Source organism: Pseudomonas sp. MIL19 (assembly GCF_028680365.1).
In the GTDB taxonomy this organism is placed as follows: domain Bacteria; phylum Pseudomonadota; class Gammaproteobacteria; order Pseudomonadales; family Pseudomonadaceae; genus Aquipseudomonas; species Aquipseudomonas spirodelae.
In genome coordinates this window covers 289,174-313,463 of the sequence record NZ_JAPPVG010000001.1, presented here as the reverse complement: position 1 = coordinate 313,463, position 24,290 = coordinate 289,174, and the positions used below count along the sequence as shown (strand labels likewise).

The following is a 24,290-nucleotide window of genomic DNA, read 5'->3' as shown; positions in this document are numbered from 1 at the left end:
CAATAAGTGGCCGATAGGAATGAAACTGGATGAATGAGATCTCCGTGCAGCTGCACAGCTGGTTGTGTATGCAACGTGAGTGCTTGCCGCTGGCGGTGCGTGCCGATGCGCTGTTACGCGCCCTGCATGCCTGCCCGGAAGTGCGCCAGGCGTTTTTTTTGCGCTGGCAAGCGAGCACGGCGATCTACAGCCATGAAGGCAATGCGCCGCATCTGCCGCCGGGCTTTGGTGACCCGCTAGAGGCCAGTGATCAGTTGCTGTTTGAGCGCTTGCAGCAAGAGCCTCGGCTGGACTTGGGCGCATTGCGTCAACTGCCATGCTGGCTGGCGGGGCGAGTGCGGCGTGCCGGGCTCAACCATGGCCAGGCGCTCGCCCTGGCGCTGGATGAAGGGCAGCCCGGTTTACTGCTGATTGAGTTGCAGGAACACGCCGGCAGTGACTGGCTCGGGCTGGTGCATCAATTACTGCTGGCGGTGCTCGCCAGCCTGCCGCAGCAGGCGCGTGGCAGCCGGTTGCTGGGCAGTGACCCGCAGCCCAGCCTGTTGTTGGATATCGACGCGCGGCCGCTGCAACTAAATGCCGCCATGCACACACTGCTGGGTGAGCAACCGCTGGCGCAGGTGGCCGATTTGTTGCCGGTCAACGCGCCACAACTGGTGCGCGCCTGTTTGCAGCAGGGGCGGGCCATCGAAGCGGTTGAGGCGCAGCATGCCGGCCAAGTGCTGATGTGGACCTTTATGCCCGACGCTGCCGAGCAGCAGGTGCTGGCGCGCTGTCGACCGGCGACCGCTCAGGTGCAGGCTGAGCGTGAAGCGGCCAAGGCCAGCCGCCTGTACCGCTTGATTACCGAGAACACCACGGACCTGATCTCCCGGCACACCCCCGATGGCTGTTTTCTCGATGCCTCGCCGGCCAGCTGGACGCTGCTCGGTTACTGGCCGGAAGCTTTGCGTGGGACCTTGGTGCAGGCGCTGTTTCATGAACAGGACCAGCAGCATCTGGTCGATACCACCCGTGAAGCCCTTGAGCAAAACGGCTATCACACCATGACCTACCGGATTCGCCATCGCGATGGTCATTACCTGTGGTTTGAAACCGCCAGTCGCGCGATCCGCGAAACCTATACCGGCGCGGTGGTTGAAGTGGTCAGCGTGTCGCGCGACATCACCGCGCGGGTCCTGGCCGAAGAGAACAAGCGGCGTCTGGCTGAAGTGGTGGAAGCCAATACTGACCTGGTGCTGTTTATCGACCCCAGTGGGCACCTGACGCACCTCAATCCGTCTGCGCGGCATGCCTTGAATATTGAGGATCAGCAGCCGTTGCCGGCGCTCGAAAAGCTGCTGGCACCCAGCGATTTTCAGCAGTTACAGCGCCACGGTTGGGCGGCTGCCGATGCGGCCGGGGTGTGGAGCGCCGAGGTGCGCCTGCTGCCGCTGGGGCCGCGGGCTCATCTGCCGGTGTCGCTGGTGCTGCTGGCGCACCGCGGCCGCGATGGCGAGCATTACTACTCGCTGGTGGCGCGCGATATGACTGAGCGTGAGTTGCGTGAGGCCGAACAGCGACGCCATCAGGATGAGCTGGCGCACACGGCGCGGCTGGTCACCCTCGGCGAGCTGGCTTCTGGTATCGCCCATGAGATCAATCAACCGCTGGCCGCGGTGGTCAACTACGCCAGCGCCAGCCAACGCTACCTCAAGGCGCTGGGCGCTAACCCTGAGGCGGCGAGTAAGGTGGCGCAAGGGCTGGAGCGGATCAACGAACACGCCAACCACGCCTCGGAAGTGATCAAACGCTTACGCGCTTTTCTGCGCAAAGGTCAGCGCCGCACCCAGGCACTGGATATTGCCAGCGTGGCACGCGAGGCAGTGCGGCTGTGCCAATGGGAGGCGAGTAATTGGCAGGTGACCATCGATGAGCAATTGGCGGACAATCTGCCACCGGTGTATGCCGACCGGATTCTGCTGGAACAGGTGCTGCTCAACCTGCTGCGCAATGCCATTGACGCCAACCGTGAGGCTCACCCCGGCCACTCTTCGCGTATCGAACTCAGTGCCGCCGAGCAGGATGGCCAACTCTGTGTGCGCGTGTGGGATCAGGGGCCGGGTGTGGCGCAGGGTGAGTTGGAGCATATTTTTACCCCGTTCTACACCAGCAAGGCCGAAGGGCTGGGGCTGGGGCTGTCGATGAGCCGCAGCATCATCGAAGGCTTTGGCGGCGCGTTGGAGGCGCACCCTGGCACGGCCGGCGGCTTGTGCCTGGAGTGCCGCCTGCCGTTGTTACGTGGTGAGGACGCCGAGGCGCTGGCTGGGGTTGCCGAGCGCGGCTAAAGCCCCTCCCACCAGCCGCAAATGGTTTGAGGCTTTAGCCGCAACACAGCGAATGCATAACAATAAAAGGAGCAGGGCATGAGCCTGCAGATGCAACACCAGGTTTATGTGGTCGACGATGACCAGGGCATGCTCGACTCCACCGTCTGGCTGCTGGAGTCCGTGGGGCTCAAGGCGCTGCCGTTCACCAGCGGTCAGGCATTTCTCGATGCCTGTGATACGCACAGCCATGGCTGTGTGCTGCTGGATGTGCGCATGCCAGGCATGGGCGGGCTGAATGTGCAGGACGCAATGCGCGCGCGCGGCATTGAAATGCCAGTGATCTTCGTCAGCGGGCATGCGGATGTGCCCATCGTGGTGCGCGCCTTCCGTGCCGGCGCCGTGGACTTTATCGAAAAGCCCTATAACGAGCAGTTGCTGCTCGACAGCGTGCAGCAGGCCTTGAGCCATGCGCCGGCGGCGGAGCAGGCGGACCCGCGCTTGCAGGCCGTGGAAGCGCGCCTGGCCAGCCTCACCCCGCGTGAACGTGACGTGCTGCTGCCGTTAGTGCGTGGCTACACCAACCGTGAGATGGCCGAGCAGCTGGATATCAGCGTCAAAACCATCGACCTCTACCGCTCGCGGGTGATGAAGCGCATGCAGGCCGAAACCCTCGCTGATCTGGTGGGGATGGCGATTGCCGCCGGGCTGGTGGACGCCTTGCAGCTGCGCGGCGAGCAGCCGTGACCTGAGCCTGGCTGCCGTGGGCTGGGTACCTGAACATTGCGCATTCGTGAACCATGCTCAGTTGCTATCATTTATGGCCTAGCTCGCACGCTCTACCCACGCCTAACCTGGATAACTGAATGCTTCTGGAACTGATCAATAATGCCATTTTGCTGATTATGCTGTGTTGGATGCATGGTTTGATGACGCGTTATCTGGATGAAAACTTGATCTCCGGCAAGCTGCTCTCCGGAGTGTTGTTTGGCGCGGCCTGCGTGATCGGTATGGCATTTCCTTTCACGCTTGAGCAAGGCTTGATCTTCGACGCGCGCACCGTGGTACTGAGCATGGCGGTCTTCTTCGGTGGGCCACTGGTGGGGTTGATTGCTGGCGCTATTGCTGCGGTTTACCGCCTGTGGCTGGGCGGTGTGGGCGCAATGCCGGGGCTGCTCAACATTCTCATGCCGGTGCTTATGGGGTTGGCGTATCGCCGCCTGCACATGACGGGCCGCGTGCCATTCAGCGTGTTCTCGCTACTGATTTTTGCCGGTCTTGTGCAGTGCTTGCAGTTCGCCAACCTGGCCTTATTACCCTCTGAGCAGTTTGCCGCGTCCTGGCAATATGCGGTTTGGCCTTTATTCTTGGTCTTGACCCCTGCAACCGTGGTGCTCGGTTATCTGTTGAAGGATATTCGCCGGCAGAAGCGTGACCGTGAAGCACTGCGCCAGAGCGAGGCACAGTTGCGGGCGATTACCGAGGCGGTGCCTGACCTGTCCATGGTGCTGGATGAGGATGGCCGTTATGTGAAGATCAAGGCCCCCGACAGCGACCTGCTGTTTTCCGGCGGTGCCGGCTTGCTGGGTCGGCTTATGGCGGATGTGCTGCCAACCAGTCAGGCCGAGCTTTTCATGCAGTTGATTGGGCGCACCCTGGCCAGCGACCAGGCGCAAAGTATTGAATACGACATGCAAACGCCGGCGGGGCGGCGGGTGTTTGAAGGCCGTGCGCGGCGTCTGGATATTAAGGTGAATGGCAAGCGGGCCTTGGTTTTTATGGCGCGCGACATTACCGAGCGTGTTGCGCTTGAGTTGGATCGACGCATCTCTGCCATTGCCTTTGAGTCGCCCCAAGGCATGCTGATTACTGATGCCAGTACGCGCATCCTCAAAGCCAACCGGGCCTTCAGCGAGATATCGGGCTACAGCCTGGAAGATGTTGTTGGGCAGCCCACACGCATGCTTGGTTCGGGGCGTCAGGGCCCGGAGTTTTATCAGGCTATGTGGCGCAGCCTGCAAGAAACCGGGCTGTGGGAAGGCGAGATATGGAATCGGCGCAAGTGCGGTGAGGTCTTCCCCGAGTGGTTGACCATTGGTGCCGTGCATGATGAAAACGGGCTGGTGACGAACTACGTGGCCTCGTTGGTGGATATCAGCGAGCGCAAAAATGCCGAACAGAAAATCCTCCATCTGGCTTTTTATGACCCCTTGACCGGCCTGCCCAACCGCCGCCTGTTACGTGATCGGCTTGAGCAGGCCACCGCGCTGTGCCGCCGCAATGGGCATTACGCGGCGTTGATCTTTCTCGACCTGGACGACTTTAAAAACGTCAACGATGTCTATGGGCATCAGGTGGGGGACGAGTTGCTCTGCCAGGTGGCCGAACGGTTAAAAAGCGCTTTGCGTGAGCTGGATACGGTGGCGCGCTTGGGCGGTGACGAGTTTGTGATCATGCTTGAGGGCTTGGAACCTATCGCCGAAGACGCCGGCTCCCAGGTTGAACACATCGGCAGCAAGCTGATGCTCGCCTTGCGAGAACCGTATGAGGTCAATGGTCAGCACTTCTTCAACAGCGCGAGCCTAGGCGCCGTGTTGTTCAACGATGAGCAGCAGTCGGTGGATGAGCTGATGCAGTGCGCCGACCTGTCTATGTACAGTTCCAAATCAGCCGGCAAGGACACCTTGAGCTTTTATGACCCGCGTATGCAGGAGGTGGTCAGTTTGCGCCTGCAGCTGGAGCAAGATATGCGCCGCGGCCTGGCTGACGGTGAGTTTGTGCTGTACCTGCAGGCGCAAATCAATCAGTACGGCGAGTTGCAGGGCGCGGAAGCGCTGGTGCGTTGGCAGCATCCGCAGCGTGGCTTGCTGGGGCCGGGGACATTTATTGAAATTGCCGAGCGCAGCGGGCTGATCGCCGAGCTTGATCTCTATGTGCTTAAACAAGGCTGCAGTTTGCTGGCGCGCTGGGCCTGTGAGCCGCGGTTGGCCGGGTTGAGCCTGTCGGTGAATATCAGCAGCCGGCTGCTGTTTAAGGACGACTTTATCGACATCTTGCATCAGGCCTTGGCTGACAGCGGCGCCAACCCGCAGCGCTTGAAGCTGGAAATTACCGAGTCGCTGTTGCTGACCGACAAGAACGAGGCGGCTGTGCGCATGCAAACCCTGCAGGCCATCGGCATTCGGTTCTCCATCGATGATTTCGGCACCGGCTATTCATCAATGGCCTATCTGCAGCAGTTACCGCTTGATCAGTTGAAGATCGACCAGTCGTTTGTGCGTGATTTGCCTGGCAGTTCCAGCAGCCTGGCGATCGTGCGGGCAATTTTGGCGTTGGCTGAGAGCCTGGGGCTTGAAGCCATTGCCGAGGGTGTGGAAACCCAGGCGCAGCATGAGGTGCTGCTGGCGAATGGGTGCAAGCACTTCCAGGGTTATTTGTTCAGCAAGCCGATTGCCATTGATGCGTTTGAAGCCCTGCAGCTGTGTGAATCGGTGTAATCGTGGCGTGCTCGCTGAAGCTTGCAGCAGGGGCTGCCGCTGCGCCGCCAGAGCGCCGAGCGGAGTCTAATTCTAATAGGTGGGATTTGGCGGTATAGCAACGGCCTAGTCGGCCCAGCCCTGATAGATATAGGTCATGGGCTTGGGGCCCTTGAGGTAACGGTTGCTCAGCTCGCCGATGTGAAAGCCGCCCGCGCGGATCAGTGCGGCGATATCACGATTGAGATGGCAACCACCGGTCAGCGGTTTCCACAGCGGCGTCAGGCGATTCTGCCAGCGCAATACCGGCAGCTCGGGTGCCAGGCCGTGTTCGCAAAACAGTAAACGTCCACCCGGCTTGAGCACCCGGCGCATCTCGCGCAGGGCCGCGACGGCATAGGGAATGGTGCACAGGGTGAAGGTGCAGACGATGCAATCGAAGCTGGCATCCTCGGCCTGAATTTGCCCCAGTTCCAGGGCAATCATCTCCACGGGAATACTGATCGCGTCGGCCCGTTGCCTGGCCAGCGTCTGCATGTCGGCGCTGGGGTCGACGCCGATGATCGTGCTGACTTTTTGCGCGTCGTAGAACGCCAGGTTTAAGCCGCTGCCGATGCCAATTTCCAGCACCCGCCCGTGGGCTTGAGGCACCAACTGCGAGCGGGCCTTCATCACCGCGCCCATGCCGCAGACGAAGTCGATCAGGTGCGGCAGCAGGTAACGGTCATATAAGCCCACAGGGTTTACCTCGCGCGTTGCGCTATTCGGCGTCGTTGCTGGCGTCTTCCGGCTGATCGCTGTTGTCGCCGCTGACGGCGGCAAAGCACTTGATCAGGTGAGGGCCGGCCGTGTCGTTGAGGCGCCAGGCATCGGCTTCACCATCAAAGCGCGCGGCGATTATCTGGGCCAGGCTGAAGTGCCATTTGCACAGGGCGCGGCCGTCCATGCATTCGATGCTCAACAGCGGCGCGTCGGTGGCCGCTTGGCCGCCAGTCTGATGCTGCGCCAGTTGTTCGGCGTTGAGGCTGAACTGCCAGGCATGCAGGCCGTCGATTTCCAGCATGTCGGCATGCTTCAGGGCGCTGATTAGGTCGTGCGGGGTGGTGCTCATAGGTGGGGTCTTCTGTTAGCGGCCGAGGCGGCGCAGTTGGTCTGATTCGATCACGCGAGTGCCGGCATCTTCTTCCAGGGCCAAGCGCCACAAGGCGCGGGCCAGTACGGTGGCGTCGATGCCGCGGTATTTGCCCGGCAGCCAGCGCATAAAAGGTGCGGCAAGGCGTTCGCCGAGGCGAAACTCCTGGCGCGCGCCGAGTAGCAGCGAGGGGCGGACGATGGTCAGTTGCGGCCAGTCTTGCGCGCGCAGGGCTTGCTCCATCTGACCTTTGACCTGGTTGTAAAACACTGTCGAGCCCTGGTCTGCACCGAGGGCGCTGATCACCAGCAGGTGGCGCGCACCGAGGGCGCGGGCACGTTCGGCGAAGGCGATGACCAGATCATGGTCGACGGCGCGAAAGGCAGCTTGCGAGCCGGCCTGTTTAATTGTGCTGCCCAGGCAGCAGAAGGCCGTATCGACCTTGCCCTGCAGTTGCGGCAGTAGGGCAAGCAGCTCGCCCTGCGGGTTGTCCAGGTGCGCATGCTCAGCCAGTGGCCGGCGGCTGGGGGCTAGCACGCGGGCGACCGTGGGCTCATTCAGCAGGCGGTCCAGCAAGTGCTCGCCGGTCAGGCCGGTGGCGCCTGCGAGAAGGATGTGCTGGGGCGTCAAATACATAGCGTGGGGTTCTCCGCTGATATCCATCAGCTTAACAGGCTGTAGGGGCTGCGCACTCTGCGCTTGCAGGTCGCTGTAAGGGTTACGGCTGGTCCGTAGGTTGCGCGGCGTTTTGGCTGTTGAGGGCGAGTGCCGCTTGCTGCTCACGCAGCTTATGCCACTGTGCGAGGACCGCCTTGGCGGGCCAGATTTGCGGTTCGGACGGCTCGAAGCCATCGGCCTTTTCGCGCGCGGCGACGCTGGCCTGGGCCAGTGTGAAGGCGCGCTGCAGGTCATCGGTCTGTTGCAGGGCTTCGGCAAATAACGCACGGCCGAAGTAAGTGAAATCATTTTCCTCCGAGCAGCCGAAGGACACCCGGTCGGCGCGCGCGGCGGTGATCACCAGGGTTTTCTCATCTTGCATTTTGGGGATAAAACCACCCGAGTAGCAGGCCGAAATTACCAGCACCTTGTAGCGCTCTTTAAGCGGTGTCAGCAGGGTGGCCAGTTCGCTGGCGGGTAGGTCGCTGAGCTGCAGGCGTGGCTGGTCGAGGTGCAGCTCGTGTTGCGCGGAGCCGTGGCTGGTCAGGTAGATAAAGATCAGGTCTTCTTCACCGCTGCGTTCAGCCAGGGCCCGAATGCTGCGACCCAGGCTGGCGCTGGTGGCCAGCGGGCGATCCGCCAGGTGGTCGCGGTGATTGACCAGGGTAATCAGGCCGTGGGCAGCAAAGCGGTTTTGCAGCAGGTCACCCACGTAGTCGGCCTCGCGCATAAACACGCTTTGTTTGCCGTCGCCGGCCAGGGTCAGCGCATACAGTTCGATGGCGGGGGTCGAGGCGGGCAGCTGGTCAATGGCGGCGTCGAGCAGTCGGCCTTGCTCCAGTAAGCCAATAGCCAAAGTGTCGGGTACTGCCTGGCCGTCGCTGTCGCGAATCAGCCGGCCTTGCCGCCAGGTACCGCTTTGCAGGCTGCCGTCTGCCTGGGTCAGGCTGCCTTTGCCGTGGTATTTGCCGTAGGCAAAGTGGCCCTGATAAACGCTGCCGTCGACGAGGGTTAGGCGGCCTTCGCCGTGGTAGTTCCAGTCGCGGAACTGGCCAACGTAATGGCTGCCATCGACGCCCTTGAACTGGCCTTGGCCGGTCAGGCTGCCATTTACGAAGCGCCCGCCCCAGACGTCGCCATCCGCACTTTGAAAGCGACCTTTGCCGTGGAATTGGTTGTCGCGGAACTCACCGCTGTAGAGATCGCCGCCCAGGTTCTTGAAACTGCCCTGGCCGTTGAGTTGCTGATTATCAAAGGTGCCCGCGTATTCATTGCCTTCAGCGTCGCTCAGGACGCCTTGGCCGTGGGGCTGGCCCTTGCGGAACTGGCCCTGGAAGCGTTCGCCATGGCTCCACTGCAACGAGCCCAGGCCGCTGTAGAGGCCATTGCTGAATTCGCCGCGGTATTCCAGTTCGCTGCTTTTGAGGTGGCCTTCGCCGTTGGGCGCGCCGTTGGCAAAGCCACCGATATAGCGGCTGCCATCGCTGTAATCCAGGCGGCCCTGGCCATGGAAATGACCGCCCTGAAATTCCCCGCTATACACCTCGCCCTGCGCACTGTGCCATTCACCGGTTCCGTTGAACTGGCCATCTTTAAACGATCCCAGGTAATAACGGCCGTCGCTGTAATCCAGGCGGCCCGGGCCTTGCAGCAGGCCGTCGAGTACCTCGCCACGGTAGCGCCCGCCATCGGGCAGCACCGCGTCGGCGGGCAACAGCGGTTCGCCATCGCCACAGGCGGCAAGCAGTAGAGCAAGGCTCAAGGGCGCTAGATGGGAAAGGCGGCGCATGCAGAAAATCCGGTCTGTAGGGTCGGCTGAGTATGCCTTAAACCGCTGCATGTGCCGTGATAGAGCGCGCGTAGCGGCCACAACAGAGGCGCACAGACGGATGTCTGTGCGCTTTGGTTTGGCGGCAGTGATCAGACGAAGCAGAGGGTCAGCGGCTCAGCGATATAGGCCGGTTTTTCCGAGCCTTCGATTTCCAGCACTACCTTGGCCTTGAGCAGCCACTGGCCCGGATTTTTCTCCGTCACTTCGGTCAGGGTGGCTGACAGACGAACCTTGGAATTGACCTTTACCGGTTGGATAAAACGCACGCTGTCCAGGCCATAGTTGACGGCCATTTTCAGCCCAGTGGGCATGATCATGATGCCTTCCATCAGCTTGGGCACCAGTGACAGCGAGAGAAAACCGTGGGCGATGGTGGTGCCGAACGGGGTGAGCTTGGCTTTTTCCGGATCGACATGGATGAACTGGTGGTCGCCCGTGCATTCGGCGAACTGGTTGATGCGTTCTTGGTCGATGGTCAGCCAGTCGGAGCGGCCAAGTTCTTTGCCGATGTAGCTGGACAGTTCGGCGGCGGGTACTGAAGTCATGGTTTCTCCTTGAAGACGCGAGTGTTGTTTTTTTTGGGGGCGTAAATCCTTCTGTCCTAAGATCATCATGGGTTCGCCACCGGGTCAAGTGGCGAGTGCAGCGCGGCCTTAGGTCACGGTTTATCTCGCGCAACCGCTGTAAACCGGCCGTTACAGGGGGCTTTTGCTTATAATGCGTGGCATTACGCCTGGGATCATACGATTCGGAGATTACCCGTCATGTTGTTACGCGGCCTTTTTTGGCTGGTGCTGTGCCAGTTGCTCGGCACTGCGCTGAACGTTTTGCTGATACCGATGCTGCCGGGGCCGATTATCGGCATGCTGCTGCTGTTTGCTTTTCTGTTGTTGCGTGGTGAGGTGGGTGAGCCGCTGCGTCAGGCTTCAGGCAGCCTGCTGAAGTACCTGCCGTTATTGCTGGTGCCGCCAGCGGTAGGGGTAATGGCCTATGCCGAGGCGATCTCTGCCGACTTTTGGGCGATTGCCGGTGCGCTGCTGTTATCCCTGTTGCTGTCCATTGCATTCGCCGGCTGGCTGATGCAGAAACTGATCAACCGCCAGCAACGCAGGAGGGACGCATGACTGTGGAATGGCACGCCGCCTGGCAGGCGCTGACGCACCATCCTCTGTTTGGCGTCGGCATTACCCTTGGTGCTTATCAGTTGGCCATGGCCGCTTACGAAAAGACCCGCTGGGTGTTTCTGCAGCCGGTGCTGGTGTCGATGCTCACGGTGATCGGCATTCTCCTGGCCTGCGGCCTGACCTTCGCGGAGTACAAAGATAGTGCCACCGCGCTGACCCTGTTCCTCGGGCCCGCCACGGTGGCGCTGGCGGTACCGTTGTTTGTTAACTTGCGGCGGATTCGTCAGCTGTTCTGGCCGACCTTTATTACGCTGCTGGTGGCCGGTGTGGTTGCTACGGCGCTGGGGGTGACCCTGGCCTGGGCCTTTGGCGCGGAACACATCATGCTGATGAGCATGGCGCCCAAGTCGGTGACCTCGCCGATTGCCATGTTGGTGGCCAGTCAGATTGGCGGTATTGCGGCGTTGGCCGCGGTGTTTGTGATGATCACCGGGATTATTGGCGCGATCATCGGCCCGTCATTGCTTAAGCGTCTGGGGGTGCAGCATCCCGCAGCGCTGGGTATGGCCTTGGGCCTGACCGCGCATGCGGTCGGCACCGCGCGCGCCCTGCAGGAAGGCGAGGAGTGCGGGGCATTTGCTGCCCTGGCGATGAGCCTGATGGGCGTGTTCACGGCCGTGTTGCTGCCGCTGGCTATTTTGTTGTGGCTATAAGGAGGTGCCCATGACCCTGCCATTGTTTCCACTGAATACCGTGCTGTTTCCAGGCTGCATGCTGGATTTACAGGTGTTCGAAGCGCGTTACCTGGACATGGTCAGCCGTTGCATGAAGCAGAACCAGGGCTTTGGCGTGGTCTGCATCATCGATGGCGCTGAGGTGGGTGAGGCTGCCGGGCAGTTTTCGGCCGTCGGTTGTGAGGCGCTGATCCGCGACTTCCAGCAGCGGCCCAATGGCCTGTTGGGTATCCGGGTTGAAGGCGGTCGGCGGTTTCGCGTGCAGCGCGCCCAAGTGCTGCCTGACCAGCTGGCCCTGGCCGAGGTCGAGTGGCTGGATGAGCCGCCGGAGCAGCCTCTGACCACTGAGCATGCCGACTTGGCCGCCCTGCTGGAGGCGCTAAACGCACATCCGCTGGTGGCGTCCTTGGGTATGCCGAGCGAGCCGACAGGCCAGGATGCATTGGCTAACCAACTGGCTTACCTGTTGCCGTTGGACGTTGAGCAAAAGCTGACGTTGCTCGAAACCGTCGATGCACCGTTGCGCTTGGAGCTGTTGCAGCAACTGCTTGAGCAGTTGCAGGGCGAGCGTCAGTAGCGGTACAGCTGCAGCCCGGCGGACAACTGCCAGGTGGTGATGCCGCCCAGCAGAGCGATAATCGCCGGTAGCAGCAGCCACCACGTCTTTTTAGGCAAGGCCGGCAGCGCTGTGCGCCATTGCACCAGTGTCAGGCTCAGGGCGCAGATGCAGGCCGCCAGGATGGCGCCGGCAATGATGTCGCTGGGCCAATGCACTCCCAGGTAAACCCTTGAACCGGCAATCGCCGCAGCGGGGAAGCTTGCCAGGAGCAGCCAGGCCAGGCGCATGCGCGGCGGTTGTCCGCGCCCGGCCAGCACCCCGAGTAGTAAGAAGAAGGCAAACGCTGCCGAGCTGTGGCCACTGGGAAAGCTGAAGCTGCTCAGGGGTTCGAGCAGCACATCGGGGCGGCTGCGCGCGAAGAGCGTCTTTAGCGCGCTGTTTGCTAAGGCCGTGCCAAGCAGGGTGCCGATGGCCAAACATAGGGTTCGCCATTGCCGCGTTACCAGCAGCGCCAAACACAGCAGTAAAGCGGCTGCCAGTTGCGTGGTCAGATCGCCGAGGCGGGTGATCAGCACCATCAGCGTATCCAGTGCGGGCGCACGATGCTCCTGAACCAGGCTCAGCAGGCCTTGGTCGAGCGGGCTGAGGTGTGGCCAGCTGAGCATCAGGCCAATCAGCAGCGCCAGGCACGCACCCGCAGTCAGCAAACTGGTATGGCGCAGGCCGCGCACGCTGCCTTGTACGCTGACGGCAACCACCAGCGCCACGCCGGCCACAATGGCCCCGGCCTCCGTCCAGAAGCCTTCCGGCAGCGGCAGGCGCAGCGCCGCGCCAGTCGCCCAGCCAGGCAGCATGTAGGCGACTGACCAACCGACTCCGGCCAGCAGGCTGACGATAAAAAAGCGTGCGAAGGGCATGTCGAACATGCCCGCGATCATCGGCAGCATGGGGCGTAGCGGGCCGATAAAACGACCGATCAACAGGCTGGTGACGCCGTAACGCAGAAAGTAACCGTGTGCGCTGCTCAGCCACTGTGGGTTATTGCGCAGTACCGGTAATCGGCCGATGTCCTGATGAAAATAACGCCCCAGCGCATAGGACAGGCAGTCGCCCAGCATGCCGCCGAAAAAAGCCAGCAACAGGGTTTCGCTCAGGCCCAGTGCGCCGTTGCCCGCCAGTGCGGCCACCGCGAACAGCAGCACGGTGCCGGGCACCAATAAGCCGACAATCGCCAGGCATTCGAGGCAGGCGAGCAGAAAAATGGCCAGGCCCAGCCATTGCGGGTTGGCGCTCAGCCAGAGGGTCAGGGTGTCGAACCAGTGGCTCATCGATGATTGTCCGTACGGCTGAGTAAGTGATAATCCTGGCCGGCTAGTTGTCCGCGGCGCAGTGGGTTACGCGTGCAATGGCGGGCAAAGTCGGCGTCGACAAAACGGTAGGGCAGTTGCTCGTCTCGGCCCTGGGGGATGCCCAGGCGCGTGCATTGCACGACGTGCGCGGGGGCGTGCTCGAGGTCTTCGACAAACAAACGCTGCTCATCGAAGGGTTGTGCGTCCCAATCGGGCACTTTTAGTCCGAGGGCTTTGCACAGGAGGGTTTGGCCATTGCACAGTTTGTCTAGCGGGCGTGCTCGGCCTTGGCGGTCGGGGTTGTTGCGTTGCATCTGGGCTACGGCATCCGCGCCGCTGTGCGTGTCCTGCCACGGGTAGGCGGATTTGATCAGCACTGCGTTGCCCGGCCCCTGAGCGCTAAAGTTCAGTGAATCGCCGCCGCGCGCGTAGTACATATAAATGTGCCCGCCCGCCATAAACAGCGCTCGGCGTTTATGGGTATAGCCGAGGGACGCGTGACTGCCTTTCTCGCTTAGGTAATAGGCTTCGGTTTCAATAATCCGTGCGCTCAGCCAGTGCTCGCCGTGCTTATGGCGAATTACCTTGCCGAGCAGTTCGCGCGCCAACACGCGTGCATCGCGGTCGAAAAAGCTCGCCGGCAGGGCGCGGCCTTGGGGCCAGGGCGGGCTAGGGTTGGGGGCGTGTGGCATGCGCTGTCACGGTTGCTCGGCGGTACATGGGGTGGGCGATAGTAACAATAAGCGCATGAAGCGTGCCTGAATGCGCGCGTGTCTGCTGCTTCGCGCCTACCGTCCGCCGCGCAGCGCTGGGCGTGGAGCGGCGCGACCGTTATACTCAGCGACTTTTTTCAACCGCCAGACCCGCCAAGACTATGACTGAGTCCGTGCTCGACTATATGACCCGCCTGGGACAGGCCGCTCGCAGCGCCTCGCGCGTGCTCGCGCGCGCCAGTACTGCGCAGAAAAATCGTGCTTTGCAGGCCGCTGCCGCCGCGCTGGATGCTGCGCGCAGCGAGTTGGCCAGTGCCAATGAACTGGACCTGGCCGCCGCGCGCGCCAGCGGTCTGGAACCGGCCATGGTCGATCGTCTGGCGCTGACCCCAGCGGTGATCGACAGCATGATCGAAGGTCTGCGTCAGGTCGCCACGCTGCCAGACCCGATTGGTGAGATCCGCGACATGCGCTTTATGCCGTCCGGTATTCAGGTCGGCAAGATGCGTGTGCCGCTTGGCGTGATTGGCATCATTTATGAGTCGCGGCCGAACGTGACCATCGATGCCGCCAGCCTGTGCCTGAAATCCGGTAATGCGACCATTCTGCGCGGCGGCTCCGAGGCGATTCATTCCAACCAGGCGATTGCCCGCTGCATTCAGCTGGGTTTGAGCGAAGCTGGCTTGCCTGCCAGCGCCGTGCAAGTGGTGGAAACCACTGACCGCGCCGCTGTCGGTGCGCTGATCACCATGCCCGAGTTCGTGGATGTGATCGTGCCGCGTGGTGGTAAGGGCCTGATCGAGCGCATCAGCCGCGATGCCAAGGTGCCGGTGATCAAGCATTTGGATGGCGTGTGCCACGTCTACATCGACGTCGCCGCCGATCTCGACAAGGCGATTCGGGTTGCCGATAACGCCAAGACCCAGCGTTACTCGCCATGCAATGCCATGGAAACCTTGCTGGTGCATAGCGCCGTTGCCGCCAAGGTGTTGCCGTCTCTGGCCGCTATCTACCGCGACAAGGGCGTTGAACTGCGTGGCGATGCCGCGACCCGCGCACTGCTGGGCAGTGATGTGTTGGAAGCGAGCGAAGACGACTGGTTTGCCGAATACAACGCGCCGATCCTGGCGATTCGTATTGTTGATTCGCTGGAAACAGCGATTGAGCACATCAACCACTACGGTTCCAAGCACACCGACTCGATCATTACCGAGAACTTCAGTGATGCGCGGCGCTTCCTGACCGAAGTGGATTCCGCCTCGGTGATGGTCAACGCCTCGACCCGCTTTGCCGATGGGTTTGAGTACGGTTTGGGTGCGGAAATCGGTATCTCCACGGACAAGTTGCATGCCCGTGGCCCGGTCGGCCTGGATGGCCTGACCAGCGAGAAGTATGTGGTGTTCGGCGACGGGCATATCCGTACCTGATGGCCCGACGCGACGGCGTCCGACGTACCGACGCCCGCCGCATCGGTGTGCTCGGTGGCACCTTTGATCCGGTGCATATCGGTCATTTGCGCAGCGCCGTGGAAGTCGCCGAGGCGCTGTTATTGGATGAGCTGCGCCTGATACCCAATGCGCGGCCGCCGCACCGCAGCGCACCGCAGGTCAGTGCGATGGATCGCCTGGCTATGGTTGAACTGGCGCTTGCGGGCGCCACTGTGCTGCAGGTGGATGATCGCGAACTGAAACGCGACAAGCCGTCCTACAGCATCGATACGTTGGAGTCATTGCGCGCTGAGTTGGCGGACGATGACCAGTTGTTGCTCATCCTAGGGTGGGATGCCTTCTGTGGCTTGCCCGGTTGGCAGCGCTGGGATGAGTTGTTGGAGCATTGCCATATCTTGGTGTTGCAGCGTCCGGATGCCAACAGTGAGGCGCCCGAAGCGCTGCGTAACCTGTTGGCCGCGCGCAGTGTGAGTGACCCATCGGCCCTGAGTGGGCCGAGTGGGCAAATTGCTTTTATCTGGCAGACACCCTTGGCGGTGTCGGCCACCCAGATCCGCGCGCTACTGGCGAGCGGAAAGTCGGCACGCTTTTTAGTGCCTGACGCGGTACTGGCCTATATCCATGCGCACGGACTGTACCGTGGCGCGAATTGAACACGAGGCAAACGAGTTACTTATGACGAACGCAAAAAAAATCATGCCGAGCGAAGACCTGGTCAAACTGGCCACCGCTGCTCTGGAAGAAATCAAAGCGCAGGACATCACCACCATCGATGTACGCGGCAAAACCAGCATCACCGATTTCATGCTGATCGCCAGCGGCACCTCCAGCCGTCACGTTAAATCGCTGATCGACAACGTGTTGGAAAAAGTAAAAGAGCAGGGCGTGCGCCCGATCGGTACTGAAGGCATGGACACCGGCGAGTGGGCATTGCTCGACCTCGGCGACATCGTGGTGCACGTGATGCTGCCAACGGCCCGCCAGTTCTACGACCTTGAGCGTCTGTGGCAGGGTGCCGAGCAGAGCCGTGCGCAGTTCAGCGCTGAACCTGACGCTGATAAGCAGTAAGGTCGCACCTCTGTGCGTATCAAGCTGATTGCGGTGGGCTCGCGGATGCCGCGCTGGGTGGAAGACGGTTGGCAGGAATATGCCAAGCGTATGCCTAGCGAGCTGTCCCTGGAACTCGTGGAAATTCCGCTGACCACCCGCGGCAAAAATGCCGATGTGGCGCGGATGATCCGTCAGGAAGGCGAGGCCATGCTGAGCAAGGTGCAGCCAGGGGAACGGATTGTCACCCTGGAAGTCGAAGGGCGACCCTGGAGCACCGAGCAACTGGCGGTCGAGCTGGATAAGTGGCGCCTGGACTCACGCACCGTCAACTTGATGGTCGGCGGGCCAGAAGGGCTGGCGCCCGAGGTACAGGCGCGCAGTGAGCAGCGCTGGTCGTTGTCGCCGCTGACCCTGCCGCATCCCTTAGTGCGTATTCTGATTGGCGAGCAGATGTACCGCGCCTGGACCGTGTTGTCCGGCCATCCGTATCACAAATGATTCTCCACCCATAATCAGCAGCCACCGATGCCGCAGCCTATCCGCCTTAAAGACCACGAGAAAGACGGCCGCCTGATCCGCAAGCGGGCGCTGGTCGGTGCTGTGCTGGTTTTGTTGCTGACCTCGGTGTTGCTGGCGCGCCTGTATTACCTGCAAGTGGTGCAGTTCGAGTACCACACCACCCTGGCGGAAAATAACCGCATCCATGTGCAGCCGATTCCGCCGAGTCGCGGGCTGATTTATGACCGTAACGGCGTGATCATTGCCGATAACCGGCCCAGTTTCAGCCTGACCCTGACCCGCGAGCGTGCCGGTGATTGGCTTCAGGTGCTCGATGCAATTGTCGATGTGCTGGAACTGGAGCCCGATGACCGTGCGCTGTTCGAGCGGCGCGTGCGTCAGGGACGGCGACCTTTCGAGCCGGTCCCGGTGCTGTTTGAGCTAAGTGAAGAGCAAATCGCGCGCATCGCGGTCAACCAGTTCCGTTTGCCGGGCGTTGAGGTCTCTGCCCAGCTGGTGCGGCACTACCCGTTGGGTGAGCATTTTGCCCATTCGGTGGGGTATGTCGGGCGTATTAACGAGAAAGAACTGAAAGAGCTCGACCCGGTGTCCTACAGCGGCACCCACCATATCGGCAAGACCGGCATCGAGCGCTTCTATGAAGACGAGTTGCACGGTGAGGTGGGTTACGAGGAAGTCGAGACCAACGCCCGTGGCCGGGTGCTGCGCGTGCTCAACCGCACCGACCCGATCCCCGGCAAGGACATTGTGCTGAGCCTGGATATCCGCTTGCAGGAGGCCGCCGAGGCCGCCCTGGCGGGCCGCCGTGGGGCGATTGTGGCGATTCAGCCACAAACCGGTGAGGTGCTGGCGATGGTCAGTCAGCCAAGCTTCGATCCCAACCCCTTCGTGACGGGCATCGGTTTCAAAGCCTATGCCGATTTGCGCGACTCGATTGATCGGCCGCTGTACAACCGTGTACTGCGTGGCCTTTATCCGCCGGGCTCGACCATCAAACCCATGGTGGCGGTGTCTGGCCTGGATGCGGGCGTGGTCACGCCGCAGACGCGGGTGTTCGACCCGGGTTATTACCAGTTACCCAATTTGCAGCACAAGTACCGTAACTGGAACCGGAATGGCGATGGCTGGGTGGATATGGACCTGGCCATTTCGCGTTCCAACGACACTTACTTCTACTCGCTGGCGCACAAGATGGGCATCGATCGGCTGCATGACTACATGAGCCGTTTCGGCCTGGGCCAGCGCGTGTCGTTGGACATGTTTGAAGAAACCGCTGGCTTGATGCCGTCGCGTGAGTGGAAGCGCGTGCGCTATCGCCAGGCCTGGTACCCGGGCGAGACGCTGATCTTGGGTATTGGTCAGGGTTATATGCAGACCACCCCGCTGCAACTGGCGCAGGCCACCACGCTGATGGCCACGCGTGGCAAGTGGATTCGTCCGCACCTGGCCAAGACTATTCAGGGGCGCGTCCCCGTCGACCCCAATCCGCTGCCTGATATTGTGCTGCGTGATCCAAAATTCTGGGATAACGGCCGCCACGGTATGGAGCAGGTGATGCACGGCCCGCGTGGCACCGCGCGCAAGGTTGGCGATGCGGCGCTCTACCGGATTGCTGGTAAGAGCGGCACGGCGCAGGTGGTGGCAATCAAGCAAGGTGAGAAGTATGACCGCAGCAAGGTCGCCGAGCGTCACCGTGACCATGCGTTGTTCGTCGCCTTTGCGCCGGCGGACAACCCACAGATTGCCGTATCGGTGATGGTGGAGAATGGTGAGTCAGGTTCCGGTGTGGCGGCGCCCGTGGTTAAGCAGGTGATCGATGCCTGGCTGCTGGATGAAAACGGTCAGTTGAAAGCCGAATATGCTCCGCCTGTGGCGGCTGAGGTTAGCGCACGATGAGTAATAGCTTCGACCGAAACCTCTCCACCGATGACTTGCTGCGCCGCCGCGCCACTCTGCTGCAGCGCCTGCACGTCGATGGCATTTTGTTGGTGTTGCTGCTGATTCTGGCGACCGGCAGCCTGTTTATTCTGTATTCCGCCAGTGGCAAGAACGTCGACATGTTAATGAAGCAGGCCAGCTCCTTCGGCATTGGTCTGGTCGGCATGTTCATCATCGCTCAGTTCGAACCGCGCTTTATGGCGCGCTGGGTGCCGCTGGCCTATGTTGGCGGTGTCGCTTTGCTGGTCGCAGTGGACGTCATGGGGCACAACGCCATGGGCGCCACACGCTGGATCAATATCCCTGGGGTGATCCGCTTCCAGCCCTCGGAATTTATGAAAATCATCATGCCGGCAACTATCGCCTGGTACCTGTCCAGCCGCAGTCTGCCGCCACGGCTAAAGCATATCTGTATCAGCCTGGCGATGATCATTGTGCCGTTTGTGCTGATCATGCTGCAGCCTGACCTCGGCACCTCGCTGCTGATCATCGCCTCTGGCGGCTTTGTGCTGTTTATCGCCGGTCTGCAGTGGCGCTGGGTGATTGGGGCGGTGGCGGCGGTGGTGCCAATCGCCATCGGTATGTGGCTGTTTGTCATGCGTGAATATCAGAAGCAGCGCGTGCTGACCTTTCTCAATCCTGAGAGCGATCCGCTGGGCAGCGGCTGGAACATTATCCAATCCAAGGCCGCTATCGGCTCCGGTGGTGTGTTGGGCAAGGGCTGGCTGCAAGGCACCCAGTCGCACCTGGATTTTCTGCCAGAAAGCCACACCGACTTTATTATTGCGGTGCTCGCCGAGGAATTCGGCCTGGTAGGCGTGTGTTTGTTACTGCTGGTGTACATGCTGTTGATCGCGCGCGGCCTGGTGATTACCGTGCAAGCGCAGACGCTGTTCGGTAAGCTTCTCGCCGGTGCGCTGACCATGACGTTCTTCGTTTATGTCTTCGTCAATATCGGTATGGTCAGCGGTTTGTTGCCGGTGGTTGGGGTGCCGTTGCCGTTTATCAGTTATGGCGGCACTTCGTTGATTACGCTACTCGCAGGATTTGGGATTTTGATGTCGATCCACACTCACCGTAAGTGGATGACGCAGGCTTGATTGGGATTATGAATTTAATGCGCAACGCACGTGGTTGGATGGTACGTACTGCACCTTGGCTGGCCTTGGCCGGGGTGTGTGGGATGGTTCAGCCCGTGCTGGCCGGTGATTATCAGCAGTCACCGCAGGTGACTGAATTCATCGGCGAAATGACCCGCGACTACGGTTTTGCCAGCGAGCAGTTGGTTGGGCTGTTTGCCGAGGTCGAGCGCAAACAGGCGATTCTCGACGCTATTTCGCGGCCAGCGGAAAAGGCTAAACCGTGGAAGGACTATCGGCCGATTTTTATCACCGACAAGCGCATCAGCAAGGGCGTTGAGTTCTGGAAGCAGCACGAGGCGACCTTGGCCCGCGCTGAGGCCGAGTACGGCGTGCCGGCACAGATAATTGTGGCCATTATTGGCGTGGAAACCTTCTACGGCGGCAATACCGGCAGCTGGCGGGTGATGGATGCGCTGTCGACCCTGGCCTTCGATTACCCGCCGCGCGCGCCTTTCTTCCGCAAGGAGCTGCGCGAGTTTCTGCTGCTGACTCGCGAAGAGCAGGTCGAGCCGCTGAGCATGACCGGCTCCTACGCCGGGGCCATGGGCCTGCCGCAATTTATGCCGAGCAGTTTCCGCGCCTATGCCGTGGATTTTGACGGCGATGGCTATATCAATATCTGGAATAACCCGGTGGATGCCATTGGTAGCGTCGCCAGCTACTTCAAGCGTCACCATTGGCAGCCAGGTCAGCCGGTGGTCAGCGCCGCTACCGTCAAGGGCGCGCAGGCCGAGCAGGGTCTGACCGTTGGTCTTGATCCGGTGAAGAATGCCGCTGAGCTGCGGGCGCTGGGTTGGACCAGTGCTGATCCGCTGGCCGACGACTTGCCCGTGACCGCCTTCCGTCTGGACGGTGCCGAGGGCGCCGAGTACTGGATGGGGCTGCCTAACTTCTTTGTGATCACCCGCTACAATCGCAGTGTGATGTATGCCATGGCAGTCAATCAGCTGGCCGAGTTGCTGGTTGATGCACGAGGTCAGAATTGATGGTGCGTTTACCCTTTAAATTGGCCGCCTACGCCAGCCTCGCGCTGCTGTTGGCCAGTTGCTCCTCCACCCGTGCGCCGCAGCCCGTAGCACCGGTGCAGCCAGGTGTGGGGATTTCCGGCCCGGATGATTTCAACCGGCCGCACAAGGATGGCGCGCCCTGGTGGGACGTCGACGTTTCACGCATTCCCGATGCGGTGCCGATGCCGCACTACGGCTCGGTTAAAGCCAGCCCTTACACGGTATTCGGCAAGCAGTACTACCCGATCCCCGATGCCCGGCGCTATCAGGCCGTGGGCCCGGCGTCGTGGTATGGCACCAAGTTTCACGGCCAGGCCACCGCTAACGGTGAAACCTATGACCTGTACGGCATGACCGCCGCACACAAGACCTTGCCGCTGCCCAGCTACGTGCGGGTGACCAACCTAGAAAACGGTAAGAGCGCCATTTTGCGGGTCAATGACCGCGGGCCTTTCTATTCCGATCGGATTATTGATCTGTCCTTCGCCGCGGCGAAGAAGCTCGGTTACGCCGAAAGCGGTACTGCGCGGGTCAAGGTTGAGGGGATTGATCCGCACGAGTGGTGGGCTCAACAGGGGCGTCCGGTACCGATGGTGCTAGCCGCGCCGCAGCAGGTGGCTCAGGTTAAAGCTACGCCGCAGCCTGTATCTCAACCATTCGAGCAGTACTCGCCGCCCCCTCAGCAGCACGCCGCTGCGGTCGTTCCCGTGCAGATTGACGCAAAAAAAAACGCTTCAGTCGCAGCCTCTGGCCTGTATCTCCAAGTGGGCGCTTTCGCCAATCCGGACGCTGCGGAGCTACTGCGCTCGAAGCTGAGCGAAACAGTGGCTGCGCCAGTGTTCGTCAGCTCAGTGGTGCGCAACCAGCAGATATTGCACCGCGTGCGCCTGGGGCCGGTGAGCAACCAGGGCGAGGCTGAGCAGCTGCAAAACACTGTGCGCCTGGCTAATCTTGGCGAGCCAGCCTTGGTCAAAGCAGACTGACGGGGCACTTATGGTTTTTCTGCTGGACTAAACAAACAACCCCGGCCAGCCAGTCGCTGGCTGAGGGGACGTAACCTATGCCCACTGGGCCTGTTCGACTATCAGCAATCTAGAGAGACGGATGAATATCACCAGCTTTGCGCAACGCGTTTTCCTATTACTTTGTCTGTTCGGCGCCCCGACAGTCTGGGCCAATCAGCCAGCCATCCCCTCCGCGCCACAGTTGGCTGCCAAGTCCTATGTGCTGCTGGACGCTGCCAGCGGCAAGGTGCTGGTGGAAAACAACGGTGACCAGCGCCTGCCCCCAGCCAGCCTGACCAAACTGATGACGGCTTACATCGCCACCCTGGAAATTCGCAAGGGCAAGATTGGCGAGCAGGATCTGGTGCCCATCAGTGAGCACGCCTGGCGCACCGGTGGTGCGGCATCGGGTGGCTCGACCATGTTCCTACCGCTTAATAGCCAGGCGACCGTGGATGATTTGCTGCACGGGGTGATCATCCAGTCCGGCAACGATGCCAGCATTGCCTTGGCCGAGTACATTGCCGGCAGCGAAGATGCTTTCGCCGACATGATGAACGAGGCTGCTGCGCGTTTGGGCATGAGCAACAGCCACTTTATGAATGCCACCGGCCTGCCGCACCCGGAGCATTACTCCAGTGCACATGACATGGCGATTTTGGCGCGCGCCATCATCAATGAAGACCAGCAGCACTACGCCATTTATGCGCAGAAGGAGTTCCTCTGGAACAACATTAAGCAGGGCAACCGTAACCTGCTGCTGTGGCGCGACAAGACCGTCGACGGCCTGAAAACCGGTCACACCAACGAGGCGGGCTACTGCCTGGTGGCCTCTGCTGTGCGTGACGGCGCGCGCATGATCACCTCGGTGTTCGGTACTGACAGCGAGTCGGCACGTGCGGCGGAAACGCAGAAGCTGCTGACCTATGGTTTCCGTTTTTTCGAAACCCGCAGCTTCTACAAAAAAGGCCAGGAGCTGGCGCAGGCGCAGGTGTGGAAAGGTGCAACGCGACAAGTTAAAGCCGGCCTGGCTGATGACCTCACCCTGACCCTGCCAAAAGGTCAGCTGGATAAGCTGCAAGCAGGCATGGTTATCAACCCGCAACTCACCGCGCCGATTGCTCAGGGTGATGTGATCGGCACCGTCCAGGTCAAACTGGGTGAGGAGCTGGTACACAGCGCTGACTTGATTGCCCTGGAGGCCGTCGAGGAAGGCAGTTTCTTCCGCCGTTTGTGGGACAGCATCAGCCTGTTCTTCTTCGGGCTATTCAACTGATACCGTGACCTTAGCGCCCTTGTCGAACTGCAAGGGCGCTGTTATTGCCACGGCATACGAGGCCGTTACCGCCATGACTCAACCTGACGTTAAGTCGCACAAAATCGAATTCCCCTGCGCTGACTACCCGATCAAAGTGGTTGGTGATACGGGAGCTGCTTACAAGAACACCGTGATCGAAGTGCTCAGCAAATATGCCACGGTCGATCTCAGTACGCTGGCCGAGCGCCAGAGCAGTAATGGCAAGTACACCACGGTGCAGCTGCATATCATCGCGACCGGTGAAGACCAGTTGCGCGATATCAACAGTGCATTGCGCGCCACCGGTATCGTGCACATGGTGCTGTGATGAGCCTGCCGCTTGGCTTTCGCGAGCTGGGGCAGGTTGAGTACGAGCCGACCTGGCACGCCATGCAGCGCTTTACCGATACGCGCGGCGTGGATACACCGGACGAAATCTGGCTGCTTGAGCATGCGCCGGTGTTTACCCAGGGCCAGGCCGGCAAGGCTGAGCATGTACTGTTTCCGGGTGATATTCCGGTGGTGCAGGTAGATCGCGGTGGCCAGGTGACTTATCACGGGCCTGGCCAGTTAGTGGCGTATCTGCTGCTGGATGTGCGCCGCAGTGGCGTCGGTGTACGTGAGCTGGTCAGTCGCATGGAGCGCAGCTTGATTGACCTGCTGGCCAGCTACGGCGTCAGCGCCAATGCCAAGCCGGATGCCCCTGGGGTATATGTCGAGGGGGCGAAGATCGCATCCCTGGGTTTGCGCATTCGTAATGGCCGCTCGTTCCATGGCCTGGCGTTGAATGTGGACATGGACCTGCAGCCCTTCCAGCGCATCAATCCGTGCGGGTATGCCGGCATGGCCATGACGCAGCTTGCTGATCGGGCCGCGTCGCCAGTCGTCTTTGCTGAGGTCAGCGCACGGCTGCGTGAGCAGCTGAGCAAGCACCTCGACTATGCGCAGCAGCAAAGTCTGCCCGGCGTAATCGACTGCTAGTCATCGGCAGATTAGATAGCGGC

At 61.0% G+C, this 24,290-nt stretch carries 24 protein-coding genes; 17 read left to right on the top strand and 7 right to left on the bottom strand.

The features are described 5' to 3' along the window. Nucleotides 1–29 precede the first annotated feature (29 nt). From N1078_RS01515 to N1078_RS01505, 3 genes are all read left to right on the top strand, one after another. On the top strand, nucleotides 30–2,327 hold the full coding sequence (locus N1078_RS01515) for a PAS domain-containing sensor histidine kinase (protein WP_274086436.1): 2,298 nt from the start codon (nucleotides 30–32) through the stop codon (nucleotides 2,325–2,327). A 78-nt stretch (nucleotides 2,328–2,405) separates the two neighbouring features. After that, nucleotides 2,406–3,053 (top strand): response regulator transcription factor, encoded by a 648-nt coding sequence (locus tag N1078_RS01510; protein WP_411912086.1) that lies wholly within the window; start codon nucleotides 2,406–2,408, stop codon nucleotides 3,051–3,053. Between the two features lie 119 nt (nucleotides 3,054–3,172). Next, nucleotides 3,173–5,803 carry an EAL domain-containing protein gene (locus N1078_RS01505; RefSeq protein WP_274086435.1) on the top strand — a complete coding sequence of 877 codons (2,631 nt, stop codon included), beginning with the start codon at nucleotides 3,173–3,175 and terminating at the stop codon, nucleotides 5,801–5,803. A 105-nt stretch (nucleotides 5,804–5,908) separates the two neighbouring features. On the opposite strand, the gene N1078_RS01500 is transcribed toward N1078_RS01505, so the two are convergent. From N1078_RS01500 to N1078_RS01480, 5 genes are all read right to left on the bottom strand, one after another. Then, the gene (locus N1078_RS01500; protein WP_274086434.1) at nucleotides 5,909–6,520 is read right to left on the bottom strand and encodes a class I SAM-dependent methyltransferase; all 612 of its coding nucleotides are present in this window, start codon (nucleotides 6,518–6,520) and stop codon (nucleotides 5,909–5,911) included. Nucleotides 6,521–6,542: 22 nt separating this feature from the next. Further along, nucleotides 6,543–6,893, bottom strand: a complete 351-nt coding sequence (locus N1078_RS01495; RefSeq protein WP_274086433.1) for a DUF5629 family protein — start codon at nucleotides 6,891–6,893, stop codon at nucleotides 6,543–6,545. 15 nt (nucleotides 6,894–6,908) lie between these two features. Next, a complete protein-coding gene (locus N1078_RS01490; protein ID WP_274086432.1) occupies nucleotides 6,909–7,550 on the bottom strand; it encodes an oxidoreductase in 642 nt (213 codons plus the stop codon). Between the two features lie 82 nt (nucleotides 7,551–7,632). Then, nucleotides 7,633–9,360, bottom strand: coding sequence for a C13 family peptidase (locus tag N1078_RS01485; protein WP_274086431.1), 1,728 nt, complete (start codon nucleotides 9,358–9,360; stop codon nucleotides 7,633–7,635). 131 nt (nucleotides 9,361–9,491) lie between these two features. Then, a complete protein-coding gene (locus tag N1078_RS01480; protein ID WP_274086430.1) occupies nucleotides 9,492–9,947 on the bottom strand; it encodes a MaoC family dehydratase in 456 nt (151 codons plus the stop codon). Between the two features lie 219 nt (nucleotides 9,948–10,166). Between N1078_RS01480 and N1078_RS01475 the strand changes: the two genes are divergently transcribed. From N1078_RS01475 to N1078_RS01465, 3 genes are read left to right on the top strand one after another with little or no spacing between them, the layout of a single operon-like run. After that, entirely contained in the window at nucleotides 10,167–10,526 is a 360-nt protein-coding gene (locus N1078_RS01475) for a CidA/LrgA family protein (protein WP_274086429.1), read from the top strand. After that, the gene (locus N1078_RS01470) at nucleotides 10,523–11,239 is read left to right on the top strand and encodes an LrgB family protein (protein ID WP_411912087.1); all 717 of its coding nucleotides are present in this window, start codon (nucleotides 10,523–10,525) and stop codon (nucleotides 11,237–11,239) included. The genes N1078_RS01475 and N1078_RS01470 overlap by 4 nt, the downstream gene beginning before the upstream one ends. 10 nt (nucleotides 11,240–11,249) lie before the next feature. After that, the gene (locus N1078_RS01465; protein ID WP_274086428.1) at nucleotides 11,250–11,837 is read left to right on the top strand and encodes an LON peptidase substrate-binding domain-containing protein; all 588 of its coding nucleotides are present in this window, start codon (nucleotides 11,250–11,252) and stop codon (nucleotides 11,835–11,837) included. Here the strand turns inward: N1078_RS01465 and N1078_RS01460 are convergent. Both N1078_RS01460 and N1078_RS01455 read right to left on the bottom strand, forming a co-directional pair. Beyond that, a complete protein-coding gene (locus N1078_RS01460) occupies nucleotides 11,831–13,147 on the bottom strand; it encodes a bifunctional DedA family/phosphatase PAP2 family protein (RefSeq protein ID WP_274086427.1) in 1,317 nt (438 codons plus the stop codon). The two genes, N1078_RS01465 and N1078_RS01460, sit on opposite strands and share 7 nt — an antisense overlap. Continuing rightward, the gene (locus N1078_RS01455) at nucleotides 13,144–13,860 is read right to left on the bottom strand and encodes a DNA-3-methyladenine glycosylase (protein ID WP_274086426.1); all 717 of its coding nucleotides are present in this window, start codon (nucleotides 13,858–13,860) and stop codon (nucleotides 13,144–13,146) included. The genes N1078_RS01460 and N1078_RS01455 overlap by 4 nt, the downstream gene beginning before the upstream one ends. A 182-nt stretch (nucleotides 13,861–14,042) precedes the next feature. Here N1078_RS01455 and N1078_RS01450 point away from each other — a divergent pair, with 182 nt between their 5' ends. The 11 genes from N1078_RS01450 (at nucleotide 14,043) to lipB (ending at nucleotide 24,267) form a co-directional block, all read left to right on the top strand. Beyond that, nucleotides 14,043–15,308, top strand: coding sequence for a glutamate-5-semialdehyde dehydrogenase (locus N1078_RS01450; RefSeq protein ID WP_274086425.1), 1,266 nt, complete (start codon nucleotides 14,043–14,045; stop codon nucleotides 15,306–15,308). After that, nucleotides 15,308–15,982 (top strand): nicotinate-nucleotide adenylyltransferase, encoded by a 675-nt coding sequence (nadD, locus tag N1078_RS01445; protein ID WP_274086424.1) that lies wholly within the window; start codon nucleotides 15,308–15,310, stop codon nucleotides 15,980–15,982. Before N1078_RS01450 ends, nadD begins: the two co-directional genes overlap by 1 nt. 43 nt (nucleotides 15,983–16,025) lie before the next feature. Beyond that, the gene (gene rsfS, locus N1078_RS01440) at nucleotides 16,026–16,397 is read left to right on the top strand and encodes a ribosome silencing factor (protein WP_274086509.1); all 372 of its coding nucleotides are present in this window, start codon (nucleotides 16,026–16,028) and stop codon (nucleotides 16,395–16,397) included. A gap of 12 nt (nucleotides 16,398–16,409) precedes the next feature. Then, nucleotides 16,410–16,877: a 23S rRNA (pseudouridine(1915)-N(3))-methyltransferase RlmH gene (rlmH, locus tag N1078_RS01435; protein WP_274086423.1), complete on the top strand. Its 468-nt coding sequence runs from the start codon at nucleotides 16,410–16,412 to the stop codon at nucleotides 16,875–16,877. A 27-nt stretch (nucleotides 16,878–16,904) separates the two neighbouring features. Continuing rightward, complete coding sequence (gene mrdA, locus N1078_RS01430) at nucleotides 16,905–18,794, top strand: penicillin-binding protein 2 (RefSeq protein WP_274086422.1); 1,890 nt, start codon at nucleotides 16,905–16,907, stop codon at nucleotides 18,792–18,794. Nucleotides 18,795–18,832: 38 nt separating this feature from the next. Further along, on the top strand, nucleotides 18,833–19,936 hold the full coding sequence (gene rodA / locus N1078_RS01425) for a rod shape-determining protein RodA (protein WP_274086508.1): 1,104 nt from the start codon (nucleotides 18,833–18,835) through the stop codon (nucleotides 19,934–19,936). Nucleotides 19,937–19,953: 17 nt separating this feature from the next. Next, nucleotides 19,954–20,964 carry a lytic murein transglycosylase B gene (gene mltB, locus N1078_RS01420; RefSeq protein WP_274086421.1) on the top strand — a complete coding sequence of 337 codons (1,011 nt, stop codon included), beginning with the start codon at nucleotides 19,954–19,956 and terminating at the stop codon, nucleotides 20,962–20,964. Further along, complete coding sequence (locus N1078_RS01415) at nucleotides 20,964–21,968, top strand: septal ring lytic transglycosylase RlpA family protein (RefSeq protein ID WP_274086420.1); 1,005 nt, start codon at nucleotides 20,964–20,966, stop codon at nucleotides 21,966–21,968. The genes mltB and N1078_RS01415 overlap by 1 nt, the downstream gene beginning before the upstream one ends. 121 nt (nucleotides 21,969–22,089) lie before the next feature. After that, nucleotides 22,090–23,265, top strand: coding sequence for a D-alanyl-D-alanine carboxypeptidase family protein (locus N1078_RS01410; protein ID WP_274086419.1), 1,176 nt, complete (start codon nucleotides 22,090–22,092; stop codon nucleotides 23,263–23,265). A gap of 73 nt (nucleotides 23,266–23,338) precedes the next feature. After that, a complete protein-coding gene (locus N1078_RS01405) occupies nucleotides 23,339–23,614 on the top strand; it encodes a DUF493 domain-containing protein (protein WP_274086418.1) in 276 nt (91 codons plus the stop codon). Continuing rightward, complete coding sequence (gene lipB / locus N1078_RS01400) at nucleotides 23,614–24,267, top strand: lipoyl(octanoyl) transferase LipB (RefSeq protein WP_274086417.1); 654 nt, start codon at nucleotides 23,614–23,616, stop codon at nucleotides 24,265–24,267. Before N1078_RS01405 ends, lipB begins: the two co-directional genes overlap by 1 nt. Nucleotides 24,268–24,290: the final 23 nt, after the last annotated feature.